The sequence below is a fragment of the Candidatus Binatia bacterium genome, assembly GCA_029243485.1.
GTDB lineage: Bacteria > Desulfobacterota > Binatia > UBA12015 > UBA12015 > VGTG01.
Genome location: JAQWRY010000079.1, coordinates 1 through 21,345, shown reverse-complemented (window position 1 = coordinate 21,345; position 21,345 = coordinate 1). Strand labels below are relative to the sequence as shown.

At 65.0% G+C, this 21,345-nt stretch carries 20 protein-coding genes and 1 pseudogene; 13 read left to right on the top strand and 8 right to left on the bottom strand.

Annotated features, from left to right (window positions below):
* Position 1 precedes the first annotated feature (1 nt).
* The 4 genes from P8R42_23240 to P8R42_23225 form a co-directional block, all read right to left on the bottom strand.
* Positions 2-838 carry a MaoC/PaaZ C-terminal domain-containing protein gene (locus P8R42_23240; GenBank protein ID MDG2307512.1) on the bottom strand — a complete coding sequence of 279 codons (837 nt, stop codon included), beginning with the start codon at positions 836-838 and terminating at the stop codon, positions 2-4.
* 85 nt (positions 839-923) lie between these two features.
* Entirely contained in the window at positions 924-3,113 is a 2,190-nt protein-coding gene (locus tag P8R42_23235) for a hypothetical protein (GenBank protein MDG2307511.1), read from the bottom strand.
* 111 nt (positions 3,114-3,224) lie between these two features.
* Entirely contained in the window at positions 3,225-3,647 is a 423-nt protein-coding gene (locus P8R42_23230) for a DUF4331 family protein (protein ID MDG2307510.1), read from the bottom strand.
* Positions 3,599-3,904 carry a DUF4331 family protein gene (locus P8R42_23225; protein MDG2307509.1) on the bottom strand — a complete coding sequence of 102 codons (306 nt, stop codon included), beginning with the start codon at positions 3,902-3,904 and terminating at the stop codon, positions 3,599-3,601. The genes P8R42_23230 and P8R42_23225 overlap by 49 nt, the downstream gene beginning before the upstream one ends.
* Positions 3,905-4,401: 497 nt before the next feature.
* On the opposite strand from P8R42_23225, the gene P8R42_23220 reads away from it, so the two are divergent.
* The 8 genes from P8R42_23220 to P8R42_23185 all read left to right on the top strand — a co-directional run bounded on the left by P8R42_23220 (position 4,402) and on the right by P8R42_23185 (position 11,654).
* The gene (locus P8R42_23220; protein MDG2307508.1) at positions 4,402-4,845 is read left to right on the top strand and encodes an OB-fold domain-containing protein; all 444 of its coding nucleotides are present in this window, start codon (positions 4,402-4,404) and stop codon (positions 4,843-4,845) included.
* 21 nt (positions 4,846-4,866) lie between these two features.
* Entirely contained in the window at positions 4,867-5,373 is a 507-nt protein-coding gene (locus tag P8R42_23215) for a Zn-ribbon domain-containing OB-fold protein (protein ID MDG2307507.1), read from the top strand.
* Positions 5,373-6,428 carry a thiolase domain-containing protein gene (locus P8R42_23210; protein ID MDG2307506.1) on the top strand — a complete coding sequence of 352 codons (1,056 nt, stop codon included), beginning with the start codon at positions 5,373-5,375 and terminating at the stop codon, positions 6,426-6,428. The genes P8R42_23215 and P8R42_23210 overlap by 1 nt, the downstream gene beginning before the upstream one ends.
* Before the next feature lie 2 nt (positions 6,429-6,430).
* A complete protein-coding gene (locus P8R42_23205; GenBank protein ID MDG2307505.1) occupies positions 6,431-7,585 on the top strand; it encodes a thiolase domain-containing protein in 1,155 nt (384 codons plus the stop codon).
* 7 nt (positions 7,586-7,592) lie between these two features.
* Positions 7,593-8,774, top strand: a complete 1,182-nt coding sequence (locus tag P8R42_23200; GenBank protein MDG2307504.1) for a hypothetical protein — start codon at positions 7,593-7,595, stop codon at positions 8,772-8,774.
* Entirely contained in the window at positions 8,774-9,835 is a 1,062-nt protein-coding gene (locus P8R42_23195; GenBank protein ID MDG2307503.1) for a sulfotransferase, read from the top strand. Before P8R42_23200 ends, P8R42_23195 begins: the two co-directional genes overlap by 1 nt.
* Before the next feature lie 124 nt (positions 9,836-9,959).
* Positions 9,960-10,229, top strand: coding sequence for a hypothetical protein (locus P8R42_23190; protein ID MDG2307502.1), 270 nt, complete (start codon positions 9,960-9,962; stop codon positions 10,227-10,229).
* Between the two features lie 363 nt (positions 10,230-10,592).
* The gene (locus tag P8R42_23185; protein MDG2307501.1) at positions 10,593-11,654 is read left to right on the top strand and encodes a 3-deoxy-7-phosphoheptulonate synthase; all 1,062 of its coding nucleotides are present in this window, start codon (positions 10,593-10,595) and stop codon (positions 11,652-11,654) included.
* Positions 11,655-11,658: 4 nt separating this feature from the next.
* On the opposite strand, the gene P8R42_23180 is transcribed toward P8R42_23185, so the two are convergent.
* The gene (locus tag P8R42_23180) at positions 11,659-12,144 is read right to left on the bottom strand and encodes a WbuC family cupin fold metalloprotein (GenBank protein ID MDG2307500.1); all 486 of its coding nucleotides are present in this window, start codon (positions 12,142-12,144) and stop codon (positions 11,659-11,661) included.
* 90 nt (positions 12,145-12,234) lie between these two features.
* Here P8R42_23180 and P8R42_23175 point away from each other — a divergent pair, with 90 nt between their 5' ends.
* Positions 12,235-13,092 (top strand): ThuA domain-containing protein, encoded by an 858-nt coding sequence (locus P8R42_23175; protein MDG2307499.1) that lies wholly within the window; start codon positions 12,235-12,237, stop codon positions 13,090-13,092.
* Positions 13,093-13,107: 15 nt separating this feature from the next.
* Here P8R42_23175 and P8R42_23170 read toward each other — a convergent pair whose 3' ends face one another.
* Complete coding sequence (locus P8R42_23170) at positions 13,108-13,278, bottom strand: hypothetical protein (protein ID MDG2307498.1); 171 nt, start codon at positions 13,276-13,278, stop codon at positions 13,108-13,110.
* A 104-nt stretch (positions 13,279-13,382) separates the two neighbouring features.
* On the opposite strand from P8R42_23170, the gene P8R42_23165 reads away from it, so the two are divergent.
* A complete protein-coding gene (locus P8R42_23165) occupies positions 13,383-14,303 on the top strand; it encodes a ribokinase (protein ID MDG2307497.1) in 921 nt (306 codons plus the stop codon).
* A 98-nt stretch (positions 14,304-14,401) separates the two neighbouring features.
* On the opposite strand, the gene P8R42_23160 is transcribed toward P8R42_23165, so the two are convergent.
* Entirely contained in the window at positions 14,402-16,726 is a 2,325-nt protein-coding gene (locus P8R42_23160) for a TonB-dependent receptor (protein ID MDG2307496.1), read from the bottom strand.
* 76 nt (positions 16,727-16,802) lie between these two features.
* The gene (locus P8R42_23155) at positions 16,803-18,851 is read right to left on the bottom strand and encodes a hypothetical protein (protein ID MDG2307495.1); all 2,049 of its coding nucleotides are present in this window, start codon (positions 18,849-18,851) and stop codon (positions 16,803-16,805) included.
* Positions 18,852-19,111: 260 nt separating this feature from the next.
* On the opposite strand from P8R42_23155, the pseudogene P8R42_23150 reads away from it, so the two are divergent.
* From P8R42_23150 to P8R42_23140, 3 genes and pseudogenes are all read left to right on the top strand, one after another.
* A pseudogene (locus P8R42_23150) lies at positions 19,112-19,981 on the top strand (TonB-dependent receptor plug domain-containing protein).
* A 9-nt stretch (positions 19,982-19,990) separates the two neighbouring features.
* The gene (locus tag P8R42_23145) at positions 19,991-20,683 is read left to right on the top strand and encodes a TonB-dependent receptor (protein MDG2307494.1); all 693 of its coding nucleotides are present in this window, start codon (positions 19,991-19,993) and stop codon (positions 20,681-20,683) included.
* A gap of 34 nt (positions 20,684-20,717) precedes the next feature.
* Positions 20,718-21,248 (top strand): TonB-dependent receptor, encoded by a 531-nt coding sequence (locus tag P8R42_23140; protein ID MDG2307493.1) that lies wholly within the window; start codon positions 20,718-20,720, stop codon positions 21,246-21,248.
* Positions 21,249-21,345: the final 97 nt, after the last annotated feature.

Below are 21,345 nucleotides of genomic sequence, written 5' to 3'. Positions count from 1 at the left end.
CCTACTTGAACGTCATCTTGCCTTGATCGAGGACGACCTCGCCGGCCGGGTTCTTCGTCTGAAACGTGCACTCGTTGCCGTCGACCCACATGGAAATCGTGAGGGCTTCGCCGGGATAGACCGGCTTCGAGAAGCGGCCGTCCATCGCGGTGAAGCGGCTCGGGTCACCATCGCACAACGATTGGAGGAGGGCGCGCCCGGTGAAGCCGTACGTGCACAACCCGTGCAGGATCGGTCGATCGAAACCGCCCATCGCCGCGAACGAGGGATCCGAGTGAAGCGGATTGCGATCGCCCGAGAGGCGGTAGAGCAGCGCTTGGTCGCCTGTCGTCTGATAGGTGGTCTGATGGTCGGGAGTGCGCGTCGGCATATCGGTGTTCGCCGAGGGGCCGCGCTCGCCGCCGAAGCCGCCTTCACCACGAATGAACGCCGACATTCGCGTCTTCATCAGCGGTTTCTTGGTCGCGACGTCGACCGCTTCGCACGTCATCTCGACGACGGCGCCCTTCCCCTTGTCCCAGATCGCGGTGATCTTGCCGGTGTTCTCGACCTCACCTTGCGCCGGGATCTCGTCGTACAGCTCGATCCCCTGCTCGCCGTGGACGAGCATTGCCATGTTAAACGTCCCGATCTTGTCGAACGGGAGACCGCCGGTGCCGGCGATGACTGCGAAGGTAGGCAGGACGCGCTGAGGAGTGTCCGCGGTGTTCTCGGTCGTGAACGGAAGTTCCTGCGTGCCGGCACCGACGCCGACGGAGTAGAGCAGGGTGTCCTTCGAACTCCACTTGTGGCGGGTGGGGGCTCCTTCGGCTCCTACGGCACTGGGATCGATTGGCATGGTGTGTCCTTTCTTTCGCCGCCGGAACGGCGGCAGCGATGAACGAGGTACAATCGCGACCCAGGGCACGCAAGATCGTGCGGGGCTACCGGTTGAGCTGGGCGGTCGAGACGTCTGCGCCCGTGAGGACGATGCGGGGGGCCTCGAAACCGAGGTGGTCGAGCGGGAGACCCGTCGGACGCTCGGTCCGGGCGGTCAAGACGAGGGTTCCGGGCTCGTCTCCGCCGACCGCGAGATCGAGGTCGATCCAGGACCGATCGGCTTCCCGTCGCTGCGGGTCCAGAATGCGGTGCCACAGCACGTGCTCACCCGAGGAATCCACTCGGCGGACCGAGACTTCGACCGCACCGAAATCGAATGCGCTCCATCGATCGGGATTGACGCCGACCCGCGTGCGCAGATGTCCTTCGCCGGCTGCGAGTGGAAACGCGAGACGCGTCATTCCGCCGTTCTCCGGAGCGCGCAGGGCGAGGACGGGGTCGATGTACGGCCACGCCATGGTCGCGACGTGGCGCGCGCGCGCGGCTCCATCGACCGTTCGCTCTCCGTCGCTGGGCAGAGCAATGCTGACGCGCGCCTCGGGCAGCTCGGCCAGGAGGTCGTTCCGCACGTCCTCCGGCGCCGCTTCGCGCCGCTCGAGCGCGCCGAAGATGCACCGGTGATGGTGGCAGCTGAAGACCTCACCCACCGCGTAGTGGCTCACGAGGTACGCATGCAGCTCCGGCGCGTAGTCGGCGAAGCGCGGCTGCGAGTTCAGCTCGACGAACGAGACGACGATGTACTTCGGCTCTTCTGATTCGAGCGCGCGGATTACTTCTTGGTCACGCCCCTCGAACGCACTCACCGGCTCGATCGTTCGGTAACGTCCGATGCCGGGGCGTCCGAGGACGAAGTTGACGGACGGGTGGTACGGGTAGACGGGCACGGCGGCCCCCGCAGGGAGATTCGCGTCGAGGTGCGAGGCGAGGTCCGCGAACGTCTGGGCTTCGCTCGCTTCGACGCGGAGAGGGGCACGCGCGAACGGCAGAGGCGTGTCGTACTTCTGCGCGAGTCCGTACCAAAGGTAGGCGCCCGAAAGCCCGATGGTTCCGATGAGCGCCGCCGCGCCGAACGTGGCGACGGTGCGTCGAACGCCGTCGGTCTCCGCGATACGGGCGACGCGGAACAGGAGCAGCAACAGGGTCGGGAACGCCGCGACGACGAAGTGTGCCCAGTCGCGTGGCTTGTTGAACGAGGCCAGCAGTGCCGCAGCGAAGACCGTGAGAGCGAGCTCTTCGTGCCACGGGCCGCCGGCGTCGCGCCGTCGCCACAGCGACCACGCGGATGCGGCGATGATCCCGTAGGGCGCGACGTAGAGCGACTTCAGCAGGAGGTCGAGCAGGATCGTGTTCTGGAAGACGGCGCTCCCGAGCAGCTGGAAGTGAAGGTCGACGAGCAAGGTGGGGAAGTAGCTGAAGGCCTGGGGCCCGTGGAGTTGCGGGCTTTGGGAAAAGAGCGGCCAGAGATCGAGGAAGGGAACGTAGTCGCTCGCCCCTGGACGCCAGATCGGTTGGAGCACGAGTGGCGCCAGCACGGTCTGCTGCACGAAGTCCGTGATACCGCCGGCGCTGGCGAGGAGAAGGATCGGGGGGAGGACCGCGCACACGATGCCGGTGTTCAGAGCGAGCATAGACTTGAGCCGCTCGCTCCACGCGCCGCCGGCGCTCGAGGAGAGCAGCAGCAACAGGTTTATGCCGATTGTGACCGCGCCGCCGTAGTCCTGCTTGAAGAGGATGGCTACGCCGAGGACGAGGCCGGCTCCGAAGAGTCGTCCGCGCGAGATCCGCAGCAGCCCCGGCACCAAGACGATCATCGCGACGAGCAGTGAGGTCAACGCGAGCGTCGAGTAGTGGAGCATCTGCCACTGCGGAAACGCCCACGGGCGTTGCGCGAGGCAGAGGGCGACGGCAGCGAGCGCCCACCCGGGGCGGACGACGGTGCGAGCGAGCACGTAGACGGACGTGGTCGCGACGGCGAACACTCCGACGGCGGCGTACCGGGCGACGAGAGCGCTCGGTTCTCCGAGTGCGAACAGAAACGACGTGAAGTAGAACGAGCCCGGAAACGCGACGTGCGCGACGTCGCGGTACAGCACGCTTCCCTGCCGGAGTTCGTCGGCGATCTGGTAGAGGAATCCCTCGTCGAACAACGGCAGCCACCGGTCGTAGATGGGCCACTGCACTACGACCGCGGCTACGAACACGAAGAGCAGCCGCGCGATCTCCTCGCGCTTCACCCCCCGAGTTTCCGCTGCGAGGCCTGTATGTGCAACGCAATTCGGCCGCCCCTCGCGCAACGAGGGGCGGCCGTCGGTTCTCCGCCTATGGGCTCTGCGCCGTGGAGCGCCCTAGGGGCACGTTCTCGTGCAGCCGATCTCGCTGGGGTCCACGTGGCGACTATCGACGCCGCAGTGGGCGTAGCCGACATACGGGAAGGTCTCGAGGTGGGGCGCGTCGTTGGCATTCACGCCGTCGTCGATCTGGTTGTGGGCAAAGCCGTCGAAGGGTGGGCCGGCGAGCACGCCCGCGATGGCCCGGCTCGCGATGTCGGTCACGTCGTCGGAGACTCGGAGCCCGTTGGGGTTGCCCGGGCGGTCACCGGCCAAGAGGCCCAGCCGGCTGCGATCCGCTTCTGCGGTTGGCGGAGCGCCGGTGTTGAGGGGCAGGAGGTCGGCCACTGGACCCGGCGGGGTCCCCTCTGCGGCGATCGGCGGGGCGTAGTTCACCAGCGGGAGCAGGTCGAGCCGCGGCGGCTCGGCGACTGGCAGCACGCCCCGCGCGAGGGGTCGTTCGCCGCGTGTGTCATTCGGTCCTGCGTGAGCATCCGGATCGGAACTTCAATGACGATCGCGTTTACGTCGAAGCCGGAACCGTCGTCCGCCGCGAAGTTCGTTTGGTCATCGGCGTCTTGTGCGTCGTCCGGTACTCCGGGGACACTGGTGTCGAACGCCCCCGGTGGGAAGTTCAGCGAATCGAACGCGGCACCAAGATCGATCCAAAACGGATCTTCGACGGTGCCGGCGAACACACGAACACCGTTGTCGAGATGGTAGATCCCCTGGTCCGCCAGGTCGGGTTAATTCGGCATAGTACGCGGGCCGACGTTGCTCGGAACGGCGAAGAGAGTCTCGCCGTTGCCGAGTTCCAGGGGTCTCGGGGGGCGCCGTTCCGCTGCAGGTTCACCGGGAAGGACTGCCGCAAGCTGAAGCCTTCCGAGCCGGGCCCATCGAGCGCCGTGATTGGCGCTTCCCGATGGTTGGCGCCGAAGGCGGTCGCAGCGAAAGCCAAGACGCAGAGCGACGTGATGATGGAAATGCGCTTGATGGGATCCTCCCGGGTTTTTGGGTGGGCCGCCCTTCTCCAGGGCGGATCTACCAGGGGGTTCGGCCCTGCCGCCCGGGTGGACTTCTCCTCCGTCCCAAAAAATTGGGGCCCCGTGACGTGGACACCGCTCGGGGCGCATGTTTGATTTCCCGCACCATCGGAAATCGCCCCGATTTTCGAGTGAAAAAGCGAGGTCGCGCGATGAACTCCACTGAGGAATCCCTCAGCGCTCCGCACATTCTGGATTACACGTACAAGCGCTCTCTTGGCGCGGTCCTGTCGAAGTTCTTCACGGGCCTACGAGACAAGAAGCTCTTCGGCGTGAAACGGAAGGACGGTTCCGTCCTCTTTCCGCCCAAGGAGTACGATCCCGATACGAGCGAATCGATCGATGAACTCGTTCCGGTGAAGGACACCGGGGTCGTCACGAGCTGGGCCTGGGTGGCGGTGCCGCGAAAGCAGCAGCCGCTCGACAAGCCCTTCGCGTACGCACTCATCCAGCTGGATGGCGCCGATACGTCCTTCCTGCACGCTGTCGACGGTGGCAGCGAAGGGGCGATGAAGACCGGCATGCGGGTGAAAGCCCGTTGGGCCGACGAGACCATCGGTTCCATCAAGGACATTGCCTGCTTCGAGCCGGCCTGAGCCGCGCGGAGATATCGACTCATGAGTGACGAAGCCAAAGACGAAGTTGTCAAGGTCATCCGCACGCCCGTTCAGCTCGAGTACAGCTATTCGGCCGGCCGGTCCGCCTCGCGGTTTTTGCGTTCGATCAAGCAAGGGAAGTTGATCGGTCAGAAGTGCCCGGTCGATGGGCGCGTGTACTTCCCGAGCCGCGGCTCGTGTCCGCAGCACGGTGTGCCGATTGAGGGCGACCCCGTCGAGTTGGCGGACATCGGAACCCTCGTGACGTTCTCGATCGTCCGCATCCCGGCTGACACGGTGCCCCTCGACATCCCGTTCGTGACGATCCAGGTCCTGCTCGACGGTGCCGACACGATCCTCATGCATCTGCTGAGCAACTGCGATCTCGAGAAGGTGCACATGGGAATGCGGTTGAAGGCGGTCTGGAAGCCCAAGGAAGAGTGGGAGGAGTCGGTGGCGAACATCATCTACTTCGAGCCGCTCGACGAGCCGGACGCCGACTACGATTCCTACAAGGAGCACATCTGATGCGTGACGTTGCCGTCGTCGCGTTCACCCAGTCGCAGTCGAAGCGACGCGAGGTGAACCTGAACGACACCGAGATCGTGATCCCGGTGATCGATGAGCTCAAGAAGAGCAAGAACCTCAAGAACGAGGACATGGACTTCGTCTGCTCCGGCTCGAGTGACTATCTCGCCGGCGCGCCCTTCGCTTTCGTGATGGGTCTCGATGCGGTCGGCGCGTGGCCTCCGGTCTGCGAGAGCCACGTGGAGATGGACGGTGCCTGGGCGTTGTACGAGGCCTGGGTCAAGATTCAGATGGGCTACGCCGAAGTGGCGTTGGTCTACGGCTTCGGCAAGCCGTCGATGGGCGATCTTCCGCTCACCATGGCGCTGCAGCTCGATCCCTATACCCAGACGCCGCTGTGGCCGGATGCCGTCAGCATGGCCGCGCTTCAGGCTCGCATCTGTCTCGAGGGCGGCGTTCTCACGGATCGCGAGATGGCCGAGTGCGCAAGCCGCGACCGGCGTAACGCGAAGGACAATCCCTACGCGCAGGTCAAAGGCGATTTTACACCGGAGCAGATCCTCGCGGATCCGTACCTGGTGAACCCGTTGCGGAAACACGATTGCTCGCCGATTTCCGACGGCGCGTCTGCGGTCCTGCTCGTCGCGGGCGACCGAGCGAAAGACTACTGCGATCGGCCTGCCTGGATCAAAGGCATCGAGCACATCTGCGAGCCCCTCGATCTGAACGTGCGCGATCTGACCCGGTCGCGTTCGACTGAGATCGCTGCGGAGAAGGCATGTGTTGGCAAGGCCAAGGTGGACGTGGCGGAGCTTTCCGCGCCCTTCTCACACCAGGAAGTCCTCGTGGAGCGTGCGCTCGGCCTCCGCGCCGACACGAACATCAACCCGTCAGGCGGCGCCATGGCAGGGAACCCGATGATGGCCGTCGGGCTTTCGCGCATCGGCGAAGCGGCCAAGCGCATCTGGGACGGCAGCGCCGGCCGCGCGGTGGCACACGCTACCTCGGGGCCCTGCTTGCAGCAAAATCTCGTGTGCGTTTTGGAGGGGAACTAATCATGGCCGAGCTCACCGCTGTCGTCGGAATCGGACAGACCAACCACGCGGCGAAGCGCATCGACGTTTCGCAGGCCGGCCTCATTCGGGAGGCCGCGGAGCGCGCCCTCGAAGACGCCCAGTGCACCTGGAAGGACATCGACGCCGTCGTGATCGGGAAGGCTCCCGACATGTTCGAAGGCATTATGATGCCCGAGCTCTTCCTCAACGATGCGATCGGCGGAGCGTACAAGCCGATGCTTCGTGTTCACACCGCCGGAAGCGTCGGTGGCTCGACCGGCGTCGTCGCCGCGAGCCTCGTGCAGGCCGGGATTCACGACCGGGTTCTCTGCGTCGCGTATGAGAAGCAGTCGGAGTCGAATGCGACCTGGGCGCTCACGATCTCGATGCCGTTCGCGGTCGCGACCGTAGTCGGCGCGGGCGGCTACTTCGCCCCGCTTATTCGTGGGTACATCGCCCGCTCCGATTGCCCCGAAGACGTGGGTATCAAGGTTGCGGTGAAGGACCGCCTGAACGCGCTGAAAAATCCCTACGCGCACCTGCACATGGAAGACATTACCGAGGACATGGTGCGCGAGTCGCCCATGCTCTGGGACCCGATCCGCTACCTCGAGACGTGCCCCTCGTCGGACGGCGCCTGCGCGATGGTCTTGACGAACGAGAAGCTCGCTGGAAGCTGCAAGAAGCCGGCGTGGATCCACGCGACCGAGATGCGCAGTGAGCCCACCATGTTCTCCGGACGCGATCAGGTCATGCCGCAGGCCTCGCTGGACAACGCGGCCTCCCTCTACAAGAAGGCGGGCATCACCAATCCCCGCAAAGAGATCGATTGCGCCGAGATCTACGTCCCGTTCGCCTGGTACGAGCCGATGTGGATGGAAGGCATGCTCATCTCCGAGCGGAACAAGGGTTGGGAGATGACTCTCAGCGGAGCCACCGCGCTCGACGGCGACTTCCCGGTGAACATGTCGGGCGGCGTGCTGTCCTCGAATCCGATCGGCGCATCGGGTCTCCTGCGGTTCGCCGAGGCGGCGCTGCAGGTGCGCAGCATGGCGGGCGAGCACCAGGTCGACGGTGCGAAGAAGGCACTGGGCCACGCCTACGGTGGCGGCTCGCAGTACTTCTCGACCTGGATCGTCGGCAGCGAGAAGCCGTAGAGGTCCGATGGCCGATCGCGTCTTTTCCGGTGAGATCTGGCGCGAGTTCATAGCCGCGCTGGAAGGGTTGGGATCGCTTGTCCTGGCCGACGACGTTCCCGCTCGTCCGCAAGACCGGGCCGAAGGGTGGCGCTATCTTTTACGCTTCCTCGGCTCGGGGATCCGGGTGGTCGTGCCGGCGGGGGACCCCGACTACCCCGAGTTCTGCCGGATGATCGAGAACGGCATGAGCTGGGGGCTCGACAATCCGGACTGCAACTACTCGTGGGCGCGCGTACGCGGCGATGCGAGCTATCGGATCGGTGGCAACCGTGGGAGCGCGCGCCATCTCGAGTTCCAGGTGAACACCGGCCATTTTGGCGACGGCAACGTCGGCGGATGGCGGACCGTCTCCTCCATCCACGGTCGCGAACTCGTGAGCGAGCCCGATGGGAGCTTCGAGATCGTGCTCTCGCCGGAACCGCAGCCGGGCAACTGGATGGCGCTCGACCCGGACGCGTCGTTCCTCCTGCTGCGCCAGTACATGAGCGACTGGGAGAACGAACGCCCGGCGGATCTATTTATCGAGCGGATCGACGCGGAGTACCCGCAGCCGGCCCTGACCCCGGAACGGATCGCGGCTCGGATGGACGAGCTCGTCACGTGGCTCTCCGCCGGTGCTCGAAGCTGGGAGAACATGAGTAGGCTCATCCTCGCGACGCCCCCGAACCAGATTGAGATGACGAAGCCCCTCGAGGGGAATGCCGGCTTGCGCGGCCAGTCGTATGGACTCGGCCACTATGAATGCGGGCCCGACGAGGCGGTGATCGTAGAGTTCGAGCCGCCCGAGTGTCTGATGTGGGGCGTTCAGCTCTCCGGTTGGTTTTGGGAGAGCATGGAGTTCGGCGCTCGGCAGAGCAGTCTCAACGGAAGCCAGGCCGTGCTCGATTCAGATGGCATGTTCCGCGGCGTGATTGCGCACGTCGACCCTTGTGTGCCGAATTGGATCGATCCGGAGGGGCACGAGAGCGGCACCATCGGAATCCGCTATCTCTTCCCGGACCGCGTTACCCAGCCGACGTTCCGGACCGTCCCGGTCGCAGCGGTACGAGAGGCATTGCCGGAAGCGACACCGGCCGTCTCGCCGGATGAACGTCGCCGCACGCTCGAGCGCCGCCGCCGCTCGGTGCAGCTTCGGTACCGCTACTAGTGGAACGCTTCATCATTGGGACCGGTCGGTGCGGTTCGACGCTTCTGTCGACCATGCTCGGCCTCGCGCCCGAGATGGTCTCGATCAACGAGTTCTTCAATGGCCTGCACGGGGTCGGTCGGTTTTCGCCCGGCATGATCGACGGTCCGGGCTTCTGGGAGATGGTCACGGCGCCGCACGCCTTCGTCACGATGGTGACGAGTCGAGGGCATTTGGTGGACGAGGTCGCGTACCCGTTCGACAAACCCGGGATGCGCTACGGTCGCAACGATGATCTTCCGTGGCTGCTCGTCGCCGTCCTGCCGAGACTCACCGAGGACCCAGACGCGCTGTTCGACGAGGCGCGTGCCTTCGTGAATGCACGGCCCGAGCAGCCGCGCGCGGAGCATTACCGAGATCTCTTCGGTTGGCTCGCCGAGAAGAGTGGCGGCACGTTGTGGAACGAGCGCTCTGGCTCCGGGATCGATTATACGGAGGGGCTCGCGGGCCTGTATCCTGACGCGCGCTTCGTCCACATCCATCGTTCCGGCGAGGAGACCGCGCTCTCGATGCGCGAGCATGCGGCGTTTCGACTCGCCGTGTCGATTGTCTACGACCTCGATCCAGAGGTCGACGTGGCGACGGCTCTGGCGCACGTTCGCCCCGAAGAGGGGAAGGATGATCCGCTCGCGAGACTTCTGGAGCGTCGCCCGGCGGCGGAGCACTTCGGCAGGTTCTGGGCCGATCAGCTCGCCTCGGGCTACCGCGCCGTGAAGAGTCTACGACCCGAGCAGTACCGGGAGGTCCGGTTAGAGGATCTCGTCGTGTCACCGGTTGAGACGCTTCGTGAAATAGCCGGATTCTTCGAGATGGACCTCGGCGCGGGGGATTGGGTCGCGAGGGCGGCTGGGCTGGTGCGCCAGGTGCCCCCGCCTCGCCTGGCGCGTCTGCCTCCCGCAGAGCGCGCGGCCCTCGTGGCGGCGTGCCGGACCGGGAACCAGCTCCTGGGGCGCGAGGCGGCGGGGCGAGCGGAGACGGACGCCGTCGGCGCGTACGGCGAATCGGCCACTGGCAGGGGCTGACGGCCTGGCGCCTGTAGACTCATCCCCTTTGTCAGTCGGCCTGCGCCTTTCGGTTGGGGAGGGCACATTCCGCATGCTCACTCATAGTCTGTGGTTTCCGGGCCTGCCCGGAGGAGAGAAGCCGATGCGGCGCACTTTTAGGGACCTCTCGCTGGTTGCTGCCGGCCTTCTGGTCCTGTCGGCCGCGACCCCTGCAAGTGCGGGCGCGGTGGCGAACGACTGTGCGACTGCGTGTGCGAGTTCGGGCGCGGTCATCGGGTCCGAGGGCCGGGATCGGCTCACAGGGACGCCCGGCGAAGACATCCTATGCGCAATGGGCGGCAACGATCGCCTCAAGGGTCGCGGCGGGAACGACATCCTTTGGGGGTGCGAGGGCACCGACAACATCACCTAGGGCTCGTGGGGCGACTTCGGCGATGGCGGCCCAGGTAGCGACAAGATCCGCGGGCGCGGTGGCAATGACATCTGCATCAATGGCGAGAAGGTGAAGGGCTGCGAGAGCACGGTCGGACCGACCCCGGGGCCGACGCCCGCACCGACTCTGGATCCGACCCCGGCGCCTAGGCCGGAGCCGACTCCTGCGCCTCCGTACGGCTCGGCGGTTCGCGCCTTCATGGAGATGCCAGCCGACCTGTTCTAGGTCGGGCCTGCACCACAAGCACCAGCGCGATCGGCGCCGCCTTCCAGCAGGGCGGAGCCGATCTGCGTTTGGGTCCCAGGTGGCGGGCCGGGTCGCGGTCCCGTAGACGGATCGGAAATGGCTTCACTCGACAATCTGAACACCGAGGTCCTCGAGCCGCTTGAGACGCCGCGAACGATTCGCAGGGCTCATCCGGTCACAGCGGAGATCGGAGAGCTCGTCGTGCGCACGCGCGAGAAGATTCGCGACATTCTCCACGGCCGCGATCGCGATCGCCTCTTCGTCGTCGTCGGCCCTTGCTCCGTGCACGATCCCGACGCCGCGCTCGAGTACGCACGCCGCCTTAAGACCGTGGCCGACCGCGTGGAGGAGTCCCTCGTTGTGGTCATGCGCACCTACTTCGAGAAGCCGCGCACGACCGTCGGCTGGAAGGGGCTCATCAACGATCCCCACCTGGACGGGACGTGCGACATCAGCACCGGGCTCGATCGTGCGCGTGCTCTCCTCGTGGAGGTGAACGGCCTCGGTCTGCCGTGCGCGAGCGAAGTCCTCGACCCGGTCACGCCGCAGTACGTGGCGGACCTGCTCTCGTGGGCCGCCGTCGGCGCCCGCACGACCGAGAGTCAGACGCACCGGGAGATGGCGAGCGGACTCTCGATGCCCATCGGCTTCAAAAATGGAACCGACGGCCGCTTGGACTCGGCTAAGAACGCCCTCATCTCGGCGCGATCTTCCCATTCGTTCCTCGGGATCAATGCGGACGGCCTGACGTCCGTCGTGAAGACCACGGGAAACGCTGATGGGCACGTCGTGCTCCGCGGCGGCCGCGACGGAACGAACTACGGTGCGGAGGCGATCTCCGAGGCCGTGCAACTCGTCGCCGACTTCGAGGCGGCCCGGCCGGTGATGATCGACACCTCGCACGACAATTCCGGCAAGGACCACACGCGCCAGGCCGAAGTGTGTCGCCAGGTTTTGAAGACGTTCGAAGACGGGCAGTCGGCCGTGTGCGGCCTCTTGATCGAAAGCAATCTCGCGCCCGGGAAGCAGAGCTGGAAACCGGACGTGCCTCTCGAGTACGGCGTCTCAATCACGGACGCCTGCATTGGTTGGGACGAGACCGAGAAGTTGCTCGACGAGATCGCCGACGCCGTGCGCCGTGCGAAGGCCTCTGCGTAGAGACCTACTCGAAGTGCGCGGCGAGCTGCGCGTGGTAGCTCGTCGCTTCGTTGTCGCCTTCGGCCGGAGCCCAGGACGCGATATCGTCTTCTCCGAGGGGTTCGTAGGGGCCGGCCTTTGCCTCGAAGAAGACGGTGCCGGGCTCCAGGGCGACCAGCGAGTGGAACGTTCGGTGCGGGATGTCGACACCAATCGTCGGACCTCCCGCGTCGAGAACCTTGGTCGCCGTGAGCGTGCCGTCCGCGTTGAAAAAGAGGGCACCGAGCCGGCCGCGGATACACAGGATAGACTCGTCCTTGTCCGGATGGGAGTGCCGGTGGGGGCGGATGTAGGAATCGGGCTCGATCCCGTTCAGCAGGCGATGGCACGCGGAGGTGTCCTCGCCGTGGAAGTTCCGATTGCGCCGACGGCGCGGCGACTCGGCGGCGGCGGTGCTCACTTCGTCGAGGAGGCTGTGGTCGATCCAGGTGGGAGTGGTCGTTTGCGGCATGCTGCCTAGTGCCACGATTCGCAGGGGGCCGCTACTTGCGAGTCCGGCCGCGGGGTTCTGTTTGATCGTCGAAAGGCGGGGGACTACTAAATGAGGATGACCGGATGCTGCCAACCCGCCGCCGCGCTTCTGTCCGCACTCCTCCTCCTGGGTGGGTGCAGCGGGCTGCGCGTGATCTTTCCCAGCCACGATCACGATACCGACCCTCCGGACATCCCCGAGTTGAGCCGTCCCGCCGTCCTCGTCCTCTCCAAGACGAACGGCTTCCGGCATGAGGAAGCGATTCCCGCGGCCCACACGGCACTGGAGGCCATTGCGAAGAAGCGAGGCTGGTCGCTCTTTGCCACCGAGAACGGCGCCGTCATCAACGACGACGATCTCACCAAGTTCGACGTCGTCGTCTTCCAGAATACGAGCGGCCCGATTCTGAGTGAGACGCAGGAGACTGCCTTGCGTTCGTGGGTCGAGAAGGGTGGTGGCTTCGTCGGGATCCACGGTGCCGGCGGCGACCCGAGCTACGAGTGGGGCTGGTACGGAACTGATCTGATCGGCGCGCAGTTCACCGGACACCCCATGGGGCCTCAGTTTCAAGAGGCGACCGTCATCGTGGAAGATTCGGAGCACCCCGCCTCCAAGCACCTGCCGGCGAACTGGGTGCGCACCGACGAGTGGTACTCCTTCGAAGAGAGCCCGCGAAACAAAGGGGTGCGTGTCTTGGCGAAGCTCGACGAGACCACCTACTCGCCGGAGATGCATCTCTTTTACTTCATCAATACGGACCTTCGGATGGGCGAAGATCACCCGGTTCTCTGGAGCCAGTGCATCGGCGAGGGGAGATCGCTCTACTCTGCGATGGGGCACGCAGCGAGCGCGTACGAGGAAGAGCTGTACGTCGGCGTCCTCGAGGGCGGAATCGCGTGGGCGGCCGGCCTCGAAGGCGACTGCTAGACGGCGTTCGCCGCGCTAGCCGATCGTTCCGGCCGCCGGTTCTTCCGGGCCTAGAACTCCGAGGCGTTTGCAGAGAAGGACGGTCCCGGTCGCAACGTCGTAGGGTTGGTTCACGAAGAACTCGCAGGCGAACGAGTCGGCGACGGGAGCTTCTAGGCCCCAATCGCACAGCTCGTTCGAGATCACGCCGGTCCACCCTCCGGCCACGACTTGGATATCGGCGTCCCGGCGAGATCCGATAAGTGGATTGCCATGGCGTTACGGCGGCAGATCGTGGCATGGAGTGAGAAATGTCGAGGGTATTCGTCGTCGGATCAATCAACGTGGACCTCGTCGCTCGAGCGGATAGGCAGCCTCGGCCGGGTGAGACGTTGGTGGGGATGGAGTTCGCGACGCATCCCGGTGGGAAGGGGGCGAATCAGGCGGTGGCCGCGGCGCGGCTTGGTGCCGAGACCTGGATGGTCGGTCGGGTCGGCGACGACGGCTTCGGTGGGGAGCAGATGGCGTTCCTCGGAGCGCAGGGACTGCGGGTCGAGCACGTCGTTCGGACCGAAGGCGTCGCCACGGGTGTGGCGCTGATTGTCGTGGCCTCGGACGGTGAGAATTCGATCGTCGTCGTTCCCGGCGCCAACGGTCGCGTCGAGCCCGACGACGTCGTCGCCGACTTCTCCGAGGGCGACGTCGTCGTCTGTCAGTTCGAGATCCCCTTGCCCACGGTCGCCGCGGTTCTCGGCCGGGCCCGTGCCGCGGGCGCGACCACGATCCTGAACGCGGCGCCGTCTCTTCCAGGGGGCGCGTCGAGTCTCGGCTGCGCCGACGTCCTCGTCGTGAACGAGAGCGAGCTCGCCTACTTGGCCGAGCGGCCCGAGCCGAACCCGTCGGACACCGCCGCAGTGTTCGCGGGCCTGCGCGCCGCCCGGACCGATTCGTCTCAGACCGTCGTAGCGACCCTGGGTGGGCACGGCGTGGTAGCGCTTGCCGGACACCGCGAAATCATCCTCGCCGGACATCCCGCGAGAGTCGTCGACACGACAGCCGCCGGCGACACGTTCGTCGGCGCTCTCGCTGCGCGCACGGCCGCCGGCGACGATCTCGAAGGCGCGCTCTCCTACGCGAACCTCGCCGCCTCGATTTGCGTCGAGCGAGCCGGCGCCGGCCCCTCGATACCCACCGCCGCCGAGGTCGCCTGTCGGGTCGGGGACGTTGGTTAGTCTCGCGATTTTTGTTTAGTCGCGATGGAACTTCAGCTCGGGCCCGAACGCTCGGCGTTCACGACTAAAAAAAAATCGCGAGACTAACCAACGTCCCCTCAGAAGCGGTGGCTCAACTCTACTCCTAACGAGCGCGGGGATTCGTAGTACCTCGTTGCGGTTCCGAGGGTGCTGGCTGTTGGGAGGACCTGCTGGAAGTAGGCTTCGTCGGTCAGGTTTCGGGCCCAGAACGCGACCTGGCTGCGGTCGTTGTTGAAATCGTAGGAAAGGCGGCCGTGGAGCAAGTTGTATCCGCCTTGTACGGCCTGGGTGAGTTCCGGGAACTGGTAGTTCACGGCGCTTCGATAGAACCAGTCGAGTCGCGGTGTGATCCAGCCGTCGAGCCAGTCGGGCCCGAACGCAGGGAGCTCGTAGGAATACTGCAATGTCAGGCGTGATTGGAACGCCGGAATGTCGTTGAACGGCTCGCCCGCCCGGTCGATCACGGAATTGTCGAGAGCGCTCACGCTCGAGAAGTCGTCGTAGGTGGCATCGACGAAGCCGATCGAGCCGATGATCTGCGCGCCGTCGAAGGGGAGGGCGGTAAGCTCGAACTCACCGCCTTTCGTGGTCGCCTTTGCCGCGTTCCGCACCACGATCTCCGCGAGGAAGCCACTGCCCGGAACGACGGTGGAGACCTGGATGTCGGAGTAGTCGCCATAGAAGAGCGAGACGTTGAAGATGAGTTTCTGTTCCCATGAGATCGTCTTGAAGCCGATCTCGTACGAGTCGAGCGTCTCCGGGTCGAACGGTTGGAGTTGATCGGGGACACCGCTGCGCGTGTTGCCGTTGAAGCCACCGCCTTTGAAGCCTTGGCTGTAGGTGAGGTAGCCGAGCAAGTGATCGAAGGGTGTTGAGTCGATCCAATCGTCGGGTGCGCGGATGGACAAGTTCGCCATCGGAGTCCACGCGGTGAAGACCTCGCTCTCGTCTGCGTCGACCATGATGTCGCCGTTCAAGACGTTCATCTGATTCTTCGCGAAGCCCTTCTTCTCCTCGGTGTACCGGAGCCCGGCGGTAAGGCTCAGCCACTCGAGCGGATCGTACGTAGCTTGGGCGAACAGGGCCCACGACCAGTTGTCGACGGCGACGTGGGCTCGCGAGCTTCCGCCGAGACTCGCCGGCGCTTTCGTGAGCGACTCGATCGTCTGGGTCGCGTCCGCCGTCTCCCAATAGGTGAAGTAGCCTCCGATGTAGGAGAGGTTGCCTTCGAGGGCATCGCCCTGGAGTTGGATTTCCTGACTGATCTGTTGTTGATGGCCCGCCTCTCCATTGAACGGTGGATCGCCGGGAATGTCGTTCAATTGCAGAACGCGAAACTGCGTCATGTCGCCGTCTTCGCGGATCTGAGGAACCTGCTCGCGCCACGAAGTGATCGACTTCAGTGAGAGGTTCTCGGCGGGGCCGGCATCGCCGAGGTCCCAGGTGCCGACGCCCCACAGGCCGTAGCTCTCGAGGTCCGCGATGGACGCGGTGTCGGCTTGGAAGCGGTATGGTTGGCTATCGCGGCACGCGGGCAGGAAGCCCGGTTCCTGGATCAGCCCGGAGAGCGGCGACGGATCCGTCACCACGACGCATTCTCCGCCCTTGCTCGTCGTATGGTCGCGAAACCAACTCCCCTTCAAGAGGAACTCGATGTCTTCGGTGGGCAGAAAGCGAGCGGCTCCCAGGAACGCGAGGGAGTTCCTCGTATTCCCGTTCCGATTCTGGAAAGTGTTCTTCGTGTAGCCCGTGCTGTTCTCGGAGGAGAACGAGAAGCGGGTGAAGAGCTTGTCCTCGAGCCAGCCGAAGTCGACCGGAATGTTGACCATTGCGCGCGTTTGGACCGAGTCGAAGCTACCGGCTCGGACAAACGCCCAGCCTTCGAGCTCCTCCTTGGGCTGCACGGTGGTGATGTTCATCGCACCGCCGACCGTGTTCTTGCCGAATAGCGTCCCCTGGGGGCCGCGCAGGACCTCGACCTGTGCGATGTCCGATACGTTCAGCACCGAGCCGGCCGCGCGTGCGAGGAAGACCCCGTCGACGTAGATCCCGACGCCGGGGTCGAACGTGATGATGGAATTCACCTGCCCGACGCCGCGTATGAAGACGGCGGAGGTCGTTCCGGAGCGGCCTGAGTAGAAGGTCAGGTTAGGGACGAGTTCCTGGATCTGATTCAGGCGCGTGACGCCGGTCTCGCGGAGTGCGTCCGCCGTGACCGCCGTGATCGAGATCGGCGTGTCCTCGAGGAGTTCTTCCCTACGGCGGGCCGTAACGATGATTTCCTCGATCCGACCCCTGTCTTTCTCGGCTTCCGGGGGGGCGTCTTGGGCCCATGTCCGGGGTGTCGGGACGACGAGAAGATCGAGCAAGAGTAGAACGACCCAGAGCGACCGCGCCATCATGTGGGGTCATAGACCGGACTCGACCTCGGTCGCAAGCAACCGCGCGGTCAGGTCGCTGAGGGTAGCCGGCGGTACACTAGCGCGGAACCATGCAGGGCGCGTCACCGCAAACGTTCACCACTGTGCCCCCCGTGCGCAGGAACTCTGACTTCTGCACGCGCGCCTGTTCGTCCGCGCGCGGGTGTTCGTGGGGGTCCTCGCCCTCTCGCGGGGGAACGTTCTCGAGCGGAGGTGCCGGTGAGCCGCTGTCCCAGATGACCAGGGCGGAGCCCGAGTACGGGTCGGCCGGAATCGGGTCGATGCCCCAGAACGGGGTGAGGTCTTGGAGTCGCCCCTTGGTGACGGCCGGCCGGTGGATTTTCGCGCCGATCGTGCGCGCCTCGATGGCGGCCGTTGTTTGCGCGACTTGGTGATCTCCGAGCGCGACGTGCATCAGGACCTCGTGCGCGGGCGTACCCGGAAGCGGGTCTTCGGTGATGTGGTGGGCGTACCCATTCGCTTCGCCGCGGTCCCAGAGCATCTGCGCGATGACGAGGAGAAGGCTTCGCTCCATCTCGTTCTCGTAGGCGGGCTCGAAGATGGCGTTATAGGTGTCGAAGTCGACGCTGCGTTGCAGGAGGATCGAGTAGTTCATTCCGGTCACGCCGAGCACGGCGCGGGTCCAGTCGATCGCCACGGCGGTCGCTGCACCTCCCATGATGCCGCCCTGGCTGTTGCCGTCGTAGAAGAGCTCGCTTGGATCGATGACGGAGGCGCCGCCACTCCCCTGGAACGCTTCGTGCGAGCCGAGTCCGTCCGCGTGGATCATCAGCCGGCCGAGGAACAACGCGTTCAGGATTCCCTGTTGGCAACGGTCGGCAAGCGTCGGGAAGTTGGCGAAGTTGCTGAGGATCCCGACGGCGTTGCTGATGTCCTCTTCGGACATGCCGAGCCATTTCGTCGCACAGAACACGAACCGGTGCTCGTTCGACATCGCCCGTACGTTCCCGGCGCTCACCTCGCGTTCGCTCCCGAGGAGCCCATGTCCGTAGACGCTCGGGCGCGCGGGCACGGCAGTGCCGTCTGGGCCCGCGAGAGCCACGCCCGGGACGATGCAGCGGAAGGCAGCTGTATACGTGCCCGTGTGGGCCGGAAGGCCGTCGTCGCCGTAGGCGAGGCGCGCCCCGGGGATTCCGCCCTCGGTCATGTAGAGCGGGACCTCGAACGTTCCTGTGATACGTCGCGCGACGTTGTCGTCGAGATCGACCTCGACTTCCGTCACGGCGAACGCGGGAGCCGCATCGGCGAGGCGCGCGAACGCGTCGTCCCGCATGTGGAGCAGGCGCTCGGAGAGGTTGCGTTCGCTTGCGACGGTGAAGTCCCACGCGAGAATCAGGTCGGCGCGATCCACGCCGGCACCGTCGAGCGAGGCGAAGAGGCCCTCCATGTGCTCTCTGCGGTCTTCGATTGCCGGGACGGTGGACTCGAGGCGATCGCGGTAAGCGCGGAACTCATCCGATGCTGAAATCGCCTCCCCCGAAGTATCGACGAGTCCGCGCAACGCGACGATGTGTCGATGCCCTTCCAGGAGGTTCTTCACGGGTCGCACGAACAGAACGCGATTGGCATCGCTCTCGACGTTGGCGTCGAACTCGGCCCAGTGCGGAATGCGCTCGCCGGTCTCCACGTCTAGGAGCACGATCGGTGCGTTGGGCTCGAGAGACCGGGCCATGTCCGTGATCGGCGCTGCGCCGGAGGCGGGTAGGTCGACCTTGCCGACATACGTCAGGATCTGGGCGCCCGGCGAAAATCCATCGTTTCGATTCCACTCGGTCGTGTCGACCGGAACGCCATGAACGTTGACCGGCATCGCATCCGTGGGAAGGAGAACGTGGATCCCCGTGTCGGTGGCGTCGTCGGTCTCGGTGAAGAAGTCGCTGGGGAACGGGAGCAGGCAGTGTCGGCGATCTAGTGCCTCGCAGAATTCGGCGTCTGGGACGTTGAGCTCTATGGTGCCGTCGAAAGGGCTCCCGCCATCGCCGCGGCCGTCCGACGTTTCGCCGGAACTGCTGCTGTCGCCGCAGCCCGCGATGAGGATCAGGACCAGAAGACCTGCGGTCGGTGCACGGCGAGTTTGGGCGCGCATTGCGGCGAGCCTAGCACCGGTAGGGCATCGCGAACGAGCGGGTTTCTCCGTCTCGTCGACGCTTTCGTTGTGCTGTGCCAGAAGCTCGTTCGGGGAGGACTCATGCCGAACTCACGAGCTGGAAAGCACTCCGCCATCGCCGGTTTAGCCTTACTGGCCCTGGGGCCGCAGTCGTGGCCCGGGCCGGCCGGCGCCGAACGGATCGAATCCCCGTCTGAGTACCAACGCGACGTCGGGACGAGCTTCTCGAGGACACCCCGGTCTCGGTCACCGCGCTGGGGGAGACGACCCTCCGCGAGGCGGGCATCACACGGCTGGACGAGATTCAGGATCTCGTTCCGAACATGGAGTTCACCGCCGGTCGAAATCTCGAGAGCACGGTCAAGATCCGCGGCGTCGGGACGTCGACCGGAGAGATCGCCTTCGATCCGGGCGTCGGGATCTACGTCGATGGGGTCTTCCTCCCCAGGTCGTTCGGCAGCATCATCGACGTGCTCGACGTGCAGCAGGTCGAAGTTCTGCGTGGGCCCCAGGGGACACTGTTCGGAAAGAACACCGTCGGCGGCGCGATCAACATCACGACCATCAAACCGAGCGAAGAATTCGAGGGCTTCGCCTTCGTGCGTCCCGGCAGCCTGGGAACGATCGATACCCGAGCCATGGTGAACCTCCCCGTGATCGAGGACCGCCTCTTCGCGAGGTTCGCGTTCGGAAGTCAGAACGATGCGGGCTATTTCGAGAACTCGTTCCGCGATCATGGGTACAGCAACCGCAACTCGCTGTCGTTTCTCGGCTCGGTCCGGGTTCTTCCCGTCGACGACGTGACGATCGACGTGAGTGGTTCGTGGTCGCGGCAACACACGTTTGGGAAAGGCGGAGAGTGCGAGGTCATTCTTCGAGAAGGCCTGGGTACGCTCGTGCCCGGTTTCTACGACGCGTGCGAGAAGAGCGAGCTGTTCGAAGGCTCGCCGAACGTCGCGCAGATCCTGGACGTCGAGAGCTACGGAACCTGGGGGACGATTCAGTGGGACACCGGTGATCTGGGCCCACTGGAGAGCCTGGAGTTGAAGTCTCTCACCTCGTGGCGCCAGCAAAAGCCGCGCCGCCGTGACGACCTCGACATGACCTAGTTTCAGCTGTTGCAGCTCTCGAATTCCGGCGGCGACCCGCTGAACGGTGACGGCCGCTTGCAGGAGCAGGTCAGTCAGGAGTTCCAGGTGAACGGCGAAGCGCTCGAGGGTGGGCTCTCTTACGTGACCGGTGCGTTCCTCTTCTGGGAGAACGGCAACGACGTCAGCGTGACCCAGGCCGTCCCCGAGGTCCTGAACTCCGTCACCGAGGGCACGACCAAGATAGACAACTTCACCTGGGCGCTCTTCGGCCAGGCCACGAGGGACATGACGGAGTGGGCGAGCCTCACCGGCGGTGTCCGCTACACGTCGGACAAGAAGGAGCTCGGGATCATCAGTCGCGACCCTCGTGCCGACGCCCCGCCGACCGTCGACGAGGCGAACTCGAAGACGTTCGACGCATGGACGCCGATGGGTAGTCTCGCGTTCACCCTGCCCGAAGATCTGATGGGCGACACGCCCCTCGATCACCTGATGGGCTACTTCACCTACTCGCGAGGCTTCAAAGGTGGTGGTTTCAACGGAGTCATCAACCCGCAGGTGGAGGAGCTGCTGCCATTCGATCCGGAGACGCTCGACATGGACGAGCTCGGCTTCAAGACGATCGGCTTCGACCAGCGAGTGACGTTCAATCTGGCGCTCTTCTACGGCGGTTATAGCGATCTGCAGGTCACGGGTCCTCGAGGTCGCCGAAGACCCTGACGCGCCCGGCGGGATTCAGACGAATCGCCAGACGCTGAACGCCGGGAAGGCGGCCACACAGGGGGTCGAGGTCGAGATCCTCGCGGTCCCGTTCGAGGGTGCGCAGATTCGCGGTTCGATCGGCTATCTCGACGCGACGTACGACACCTTTGAATCCATCAGCGATCTCGATGGGGAGCCGATCGACCGCGCCGGTCAGCGATTCATCGGCGTTCCCGACCTCCAGTCGTACCTCTCGTTTCAGTATTCCTTCGGGATCGAGGCGGGCGGTCCCGGGTGGCTCGATGGCTGGATCACGCCGCGCGTCGATTGGGCCTACAACGCTGCGATCAATTGGGCGGGCACCGAAGTGCCCCAGGCGACGCAGCGTGGCTACAACTTGCTCCACGCTCGGCTCAGCTACGATTTTCTCGATGACCGAGCACAGGTCGCGCTGTGGGGCCGGAACCTGACCGACGAAGCCAACTTCAACTTCGTCTCACCGTTCGTTTCAACATTCGGGAACTTGGTCTGGTACTACGCGCCGCCGCGGACTTACGGCGCGGAGCTCAGCTACCGCTTCTGAGGGGACGTTGGTTAGTCTCGCGATTTTTGTTTAGTCGCGGACGCCGAACGTTCCGATCCAAGCTGAAGTTCCACCGCGACTAAACAAAAATCGCGAG

Coding starts and splice junctions, on each gene's coding strand:
- P8R42_23240 (MDG2307512.1), bottom strand. CDS start 838: ATGCCAATCGATCCCAGTGCCGTAGGAGCCGAAGGAGCCCCCACCCGC.
- P8R42_23220 (MDG2307508.1), top strand. CDS start 4,402: ATGAACTCCACTGAGGAATCCCTCAGCGCTCCGCACATTCTGGATTAC.
- P8R42_23215 (MDG2307507.1), top strand. CDS start 4,867: ATGAGTGACGAAGCCAAAGACGAAGTTGTCAAGGTCATCCGCACGCCC.
- P8R42_23210 (MDG2307506.1), top strand. CDS start 5,373: ATGCGTGACGTTGCCGTCGTCGCGTTCACCCAGTCGCAGTCGAAGCGA.
- P8R42_23205 (MDG2307505.1), top strand. CDS start 6,431: ATGGCCGAGCTCACCGCTGTCGTCGGAATCGGACAGACCAACCACGCG.
- P8R42_23200 (MDG2307504.1), top strand. CDS start 7,593: ATGGCCGATCGCGTCTTTTCCGGTGAGATCTGGCGCGAGTTCATAGCC.
- P8R42_23190 (MDG2307502.1), top strand. CDS start 9,960: ATGCGGCGCACTTTTAGGGACCTCTCGCTGGTTGCTGCCGGCCTTCTG.
- P8R42_23185 (MDG2307501.1), top strand. CDS start 10,593: ATGGCTTCACTCGACAATCTGAACACCGAGGTCCTCGAGCCGCTTGAG.
- P8R42_23180 (MDG2307500.1), bottom strand. CDS start 12,144: ATGCCGCAAACGACCACTCCCACCTGGATCGACCACAGCCTCCTCGAC.
- P8R42_23175 (MDG2307499.1), top strand. CDS start 12,235: ATGAGGATGACCGGATGCTGCCAACCCGCCGCCGCGCTTCTGTCCGCA.
- P8R42_23165 (MDG2307497.1), top strand. CDS start 13,383: ATGTCGAGGGTATTCGTCGTCGGATCAATCAACGTGGACCTCGTCGCT.
- P8R42_23160 (MDG2307496.1), bottom strand. CDS start 16,726: ATGATGGCGCGGTCGCTCTGGGTCGTTCTACTCTTGCTCGATCTTCTC.
- P8R42_23155 (MDG2307495.1), bottom strand. CDS start 18,851: ATGCGCGCCCAAACTCGCCGTGCACCGACCGCAGGTCTTCTGGTCCTG.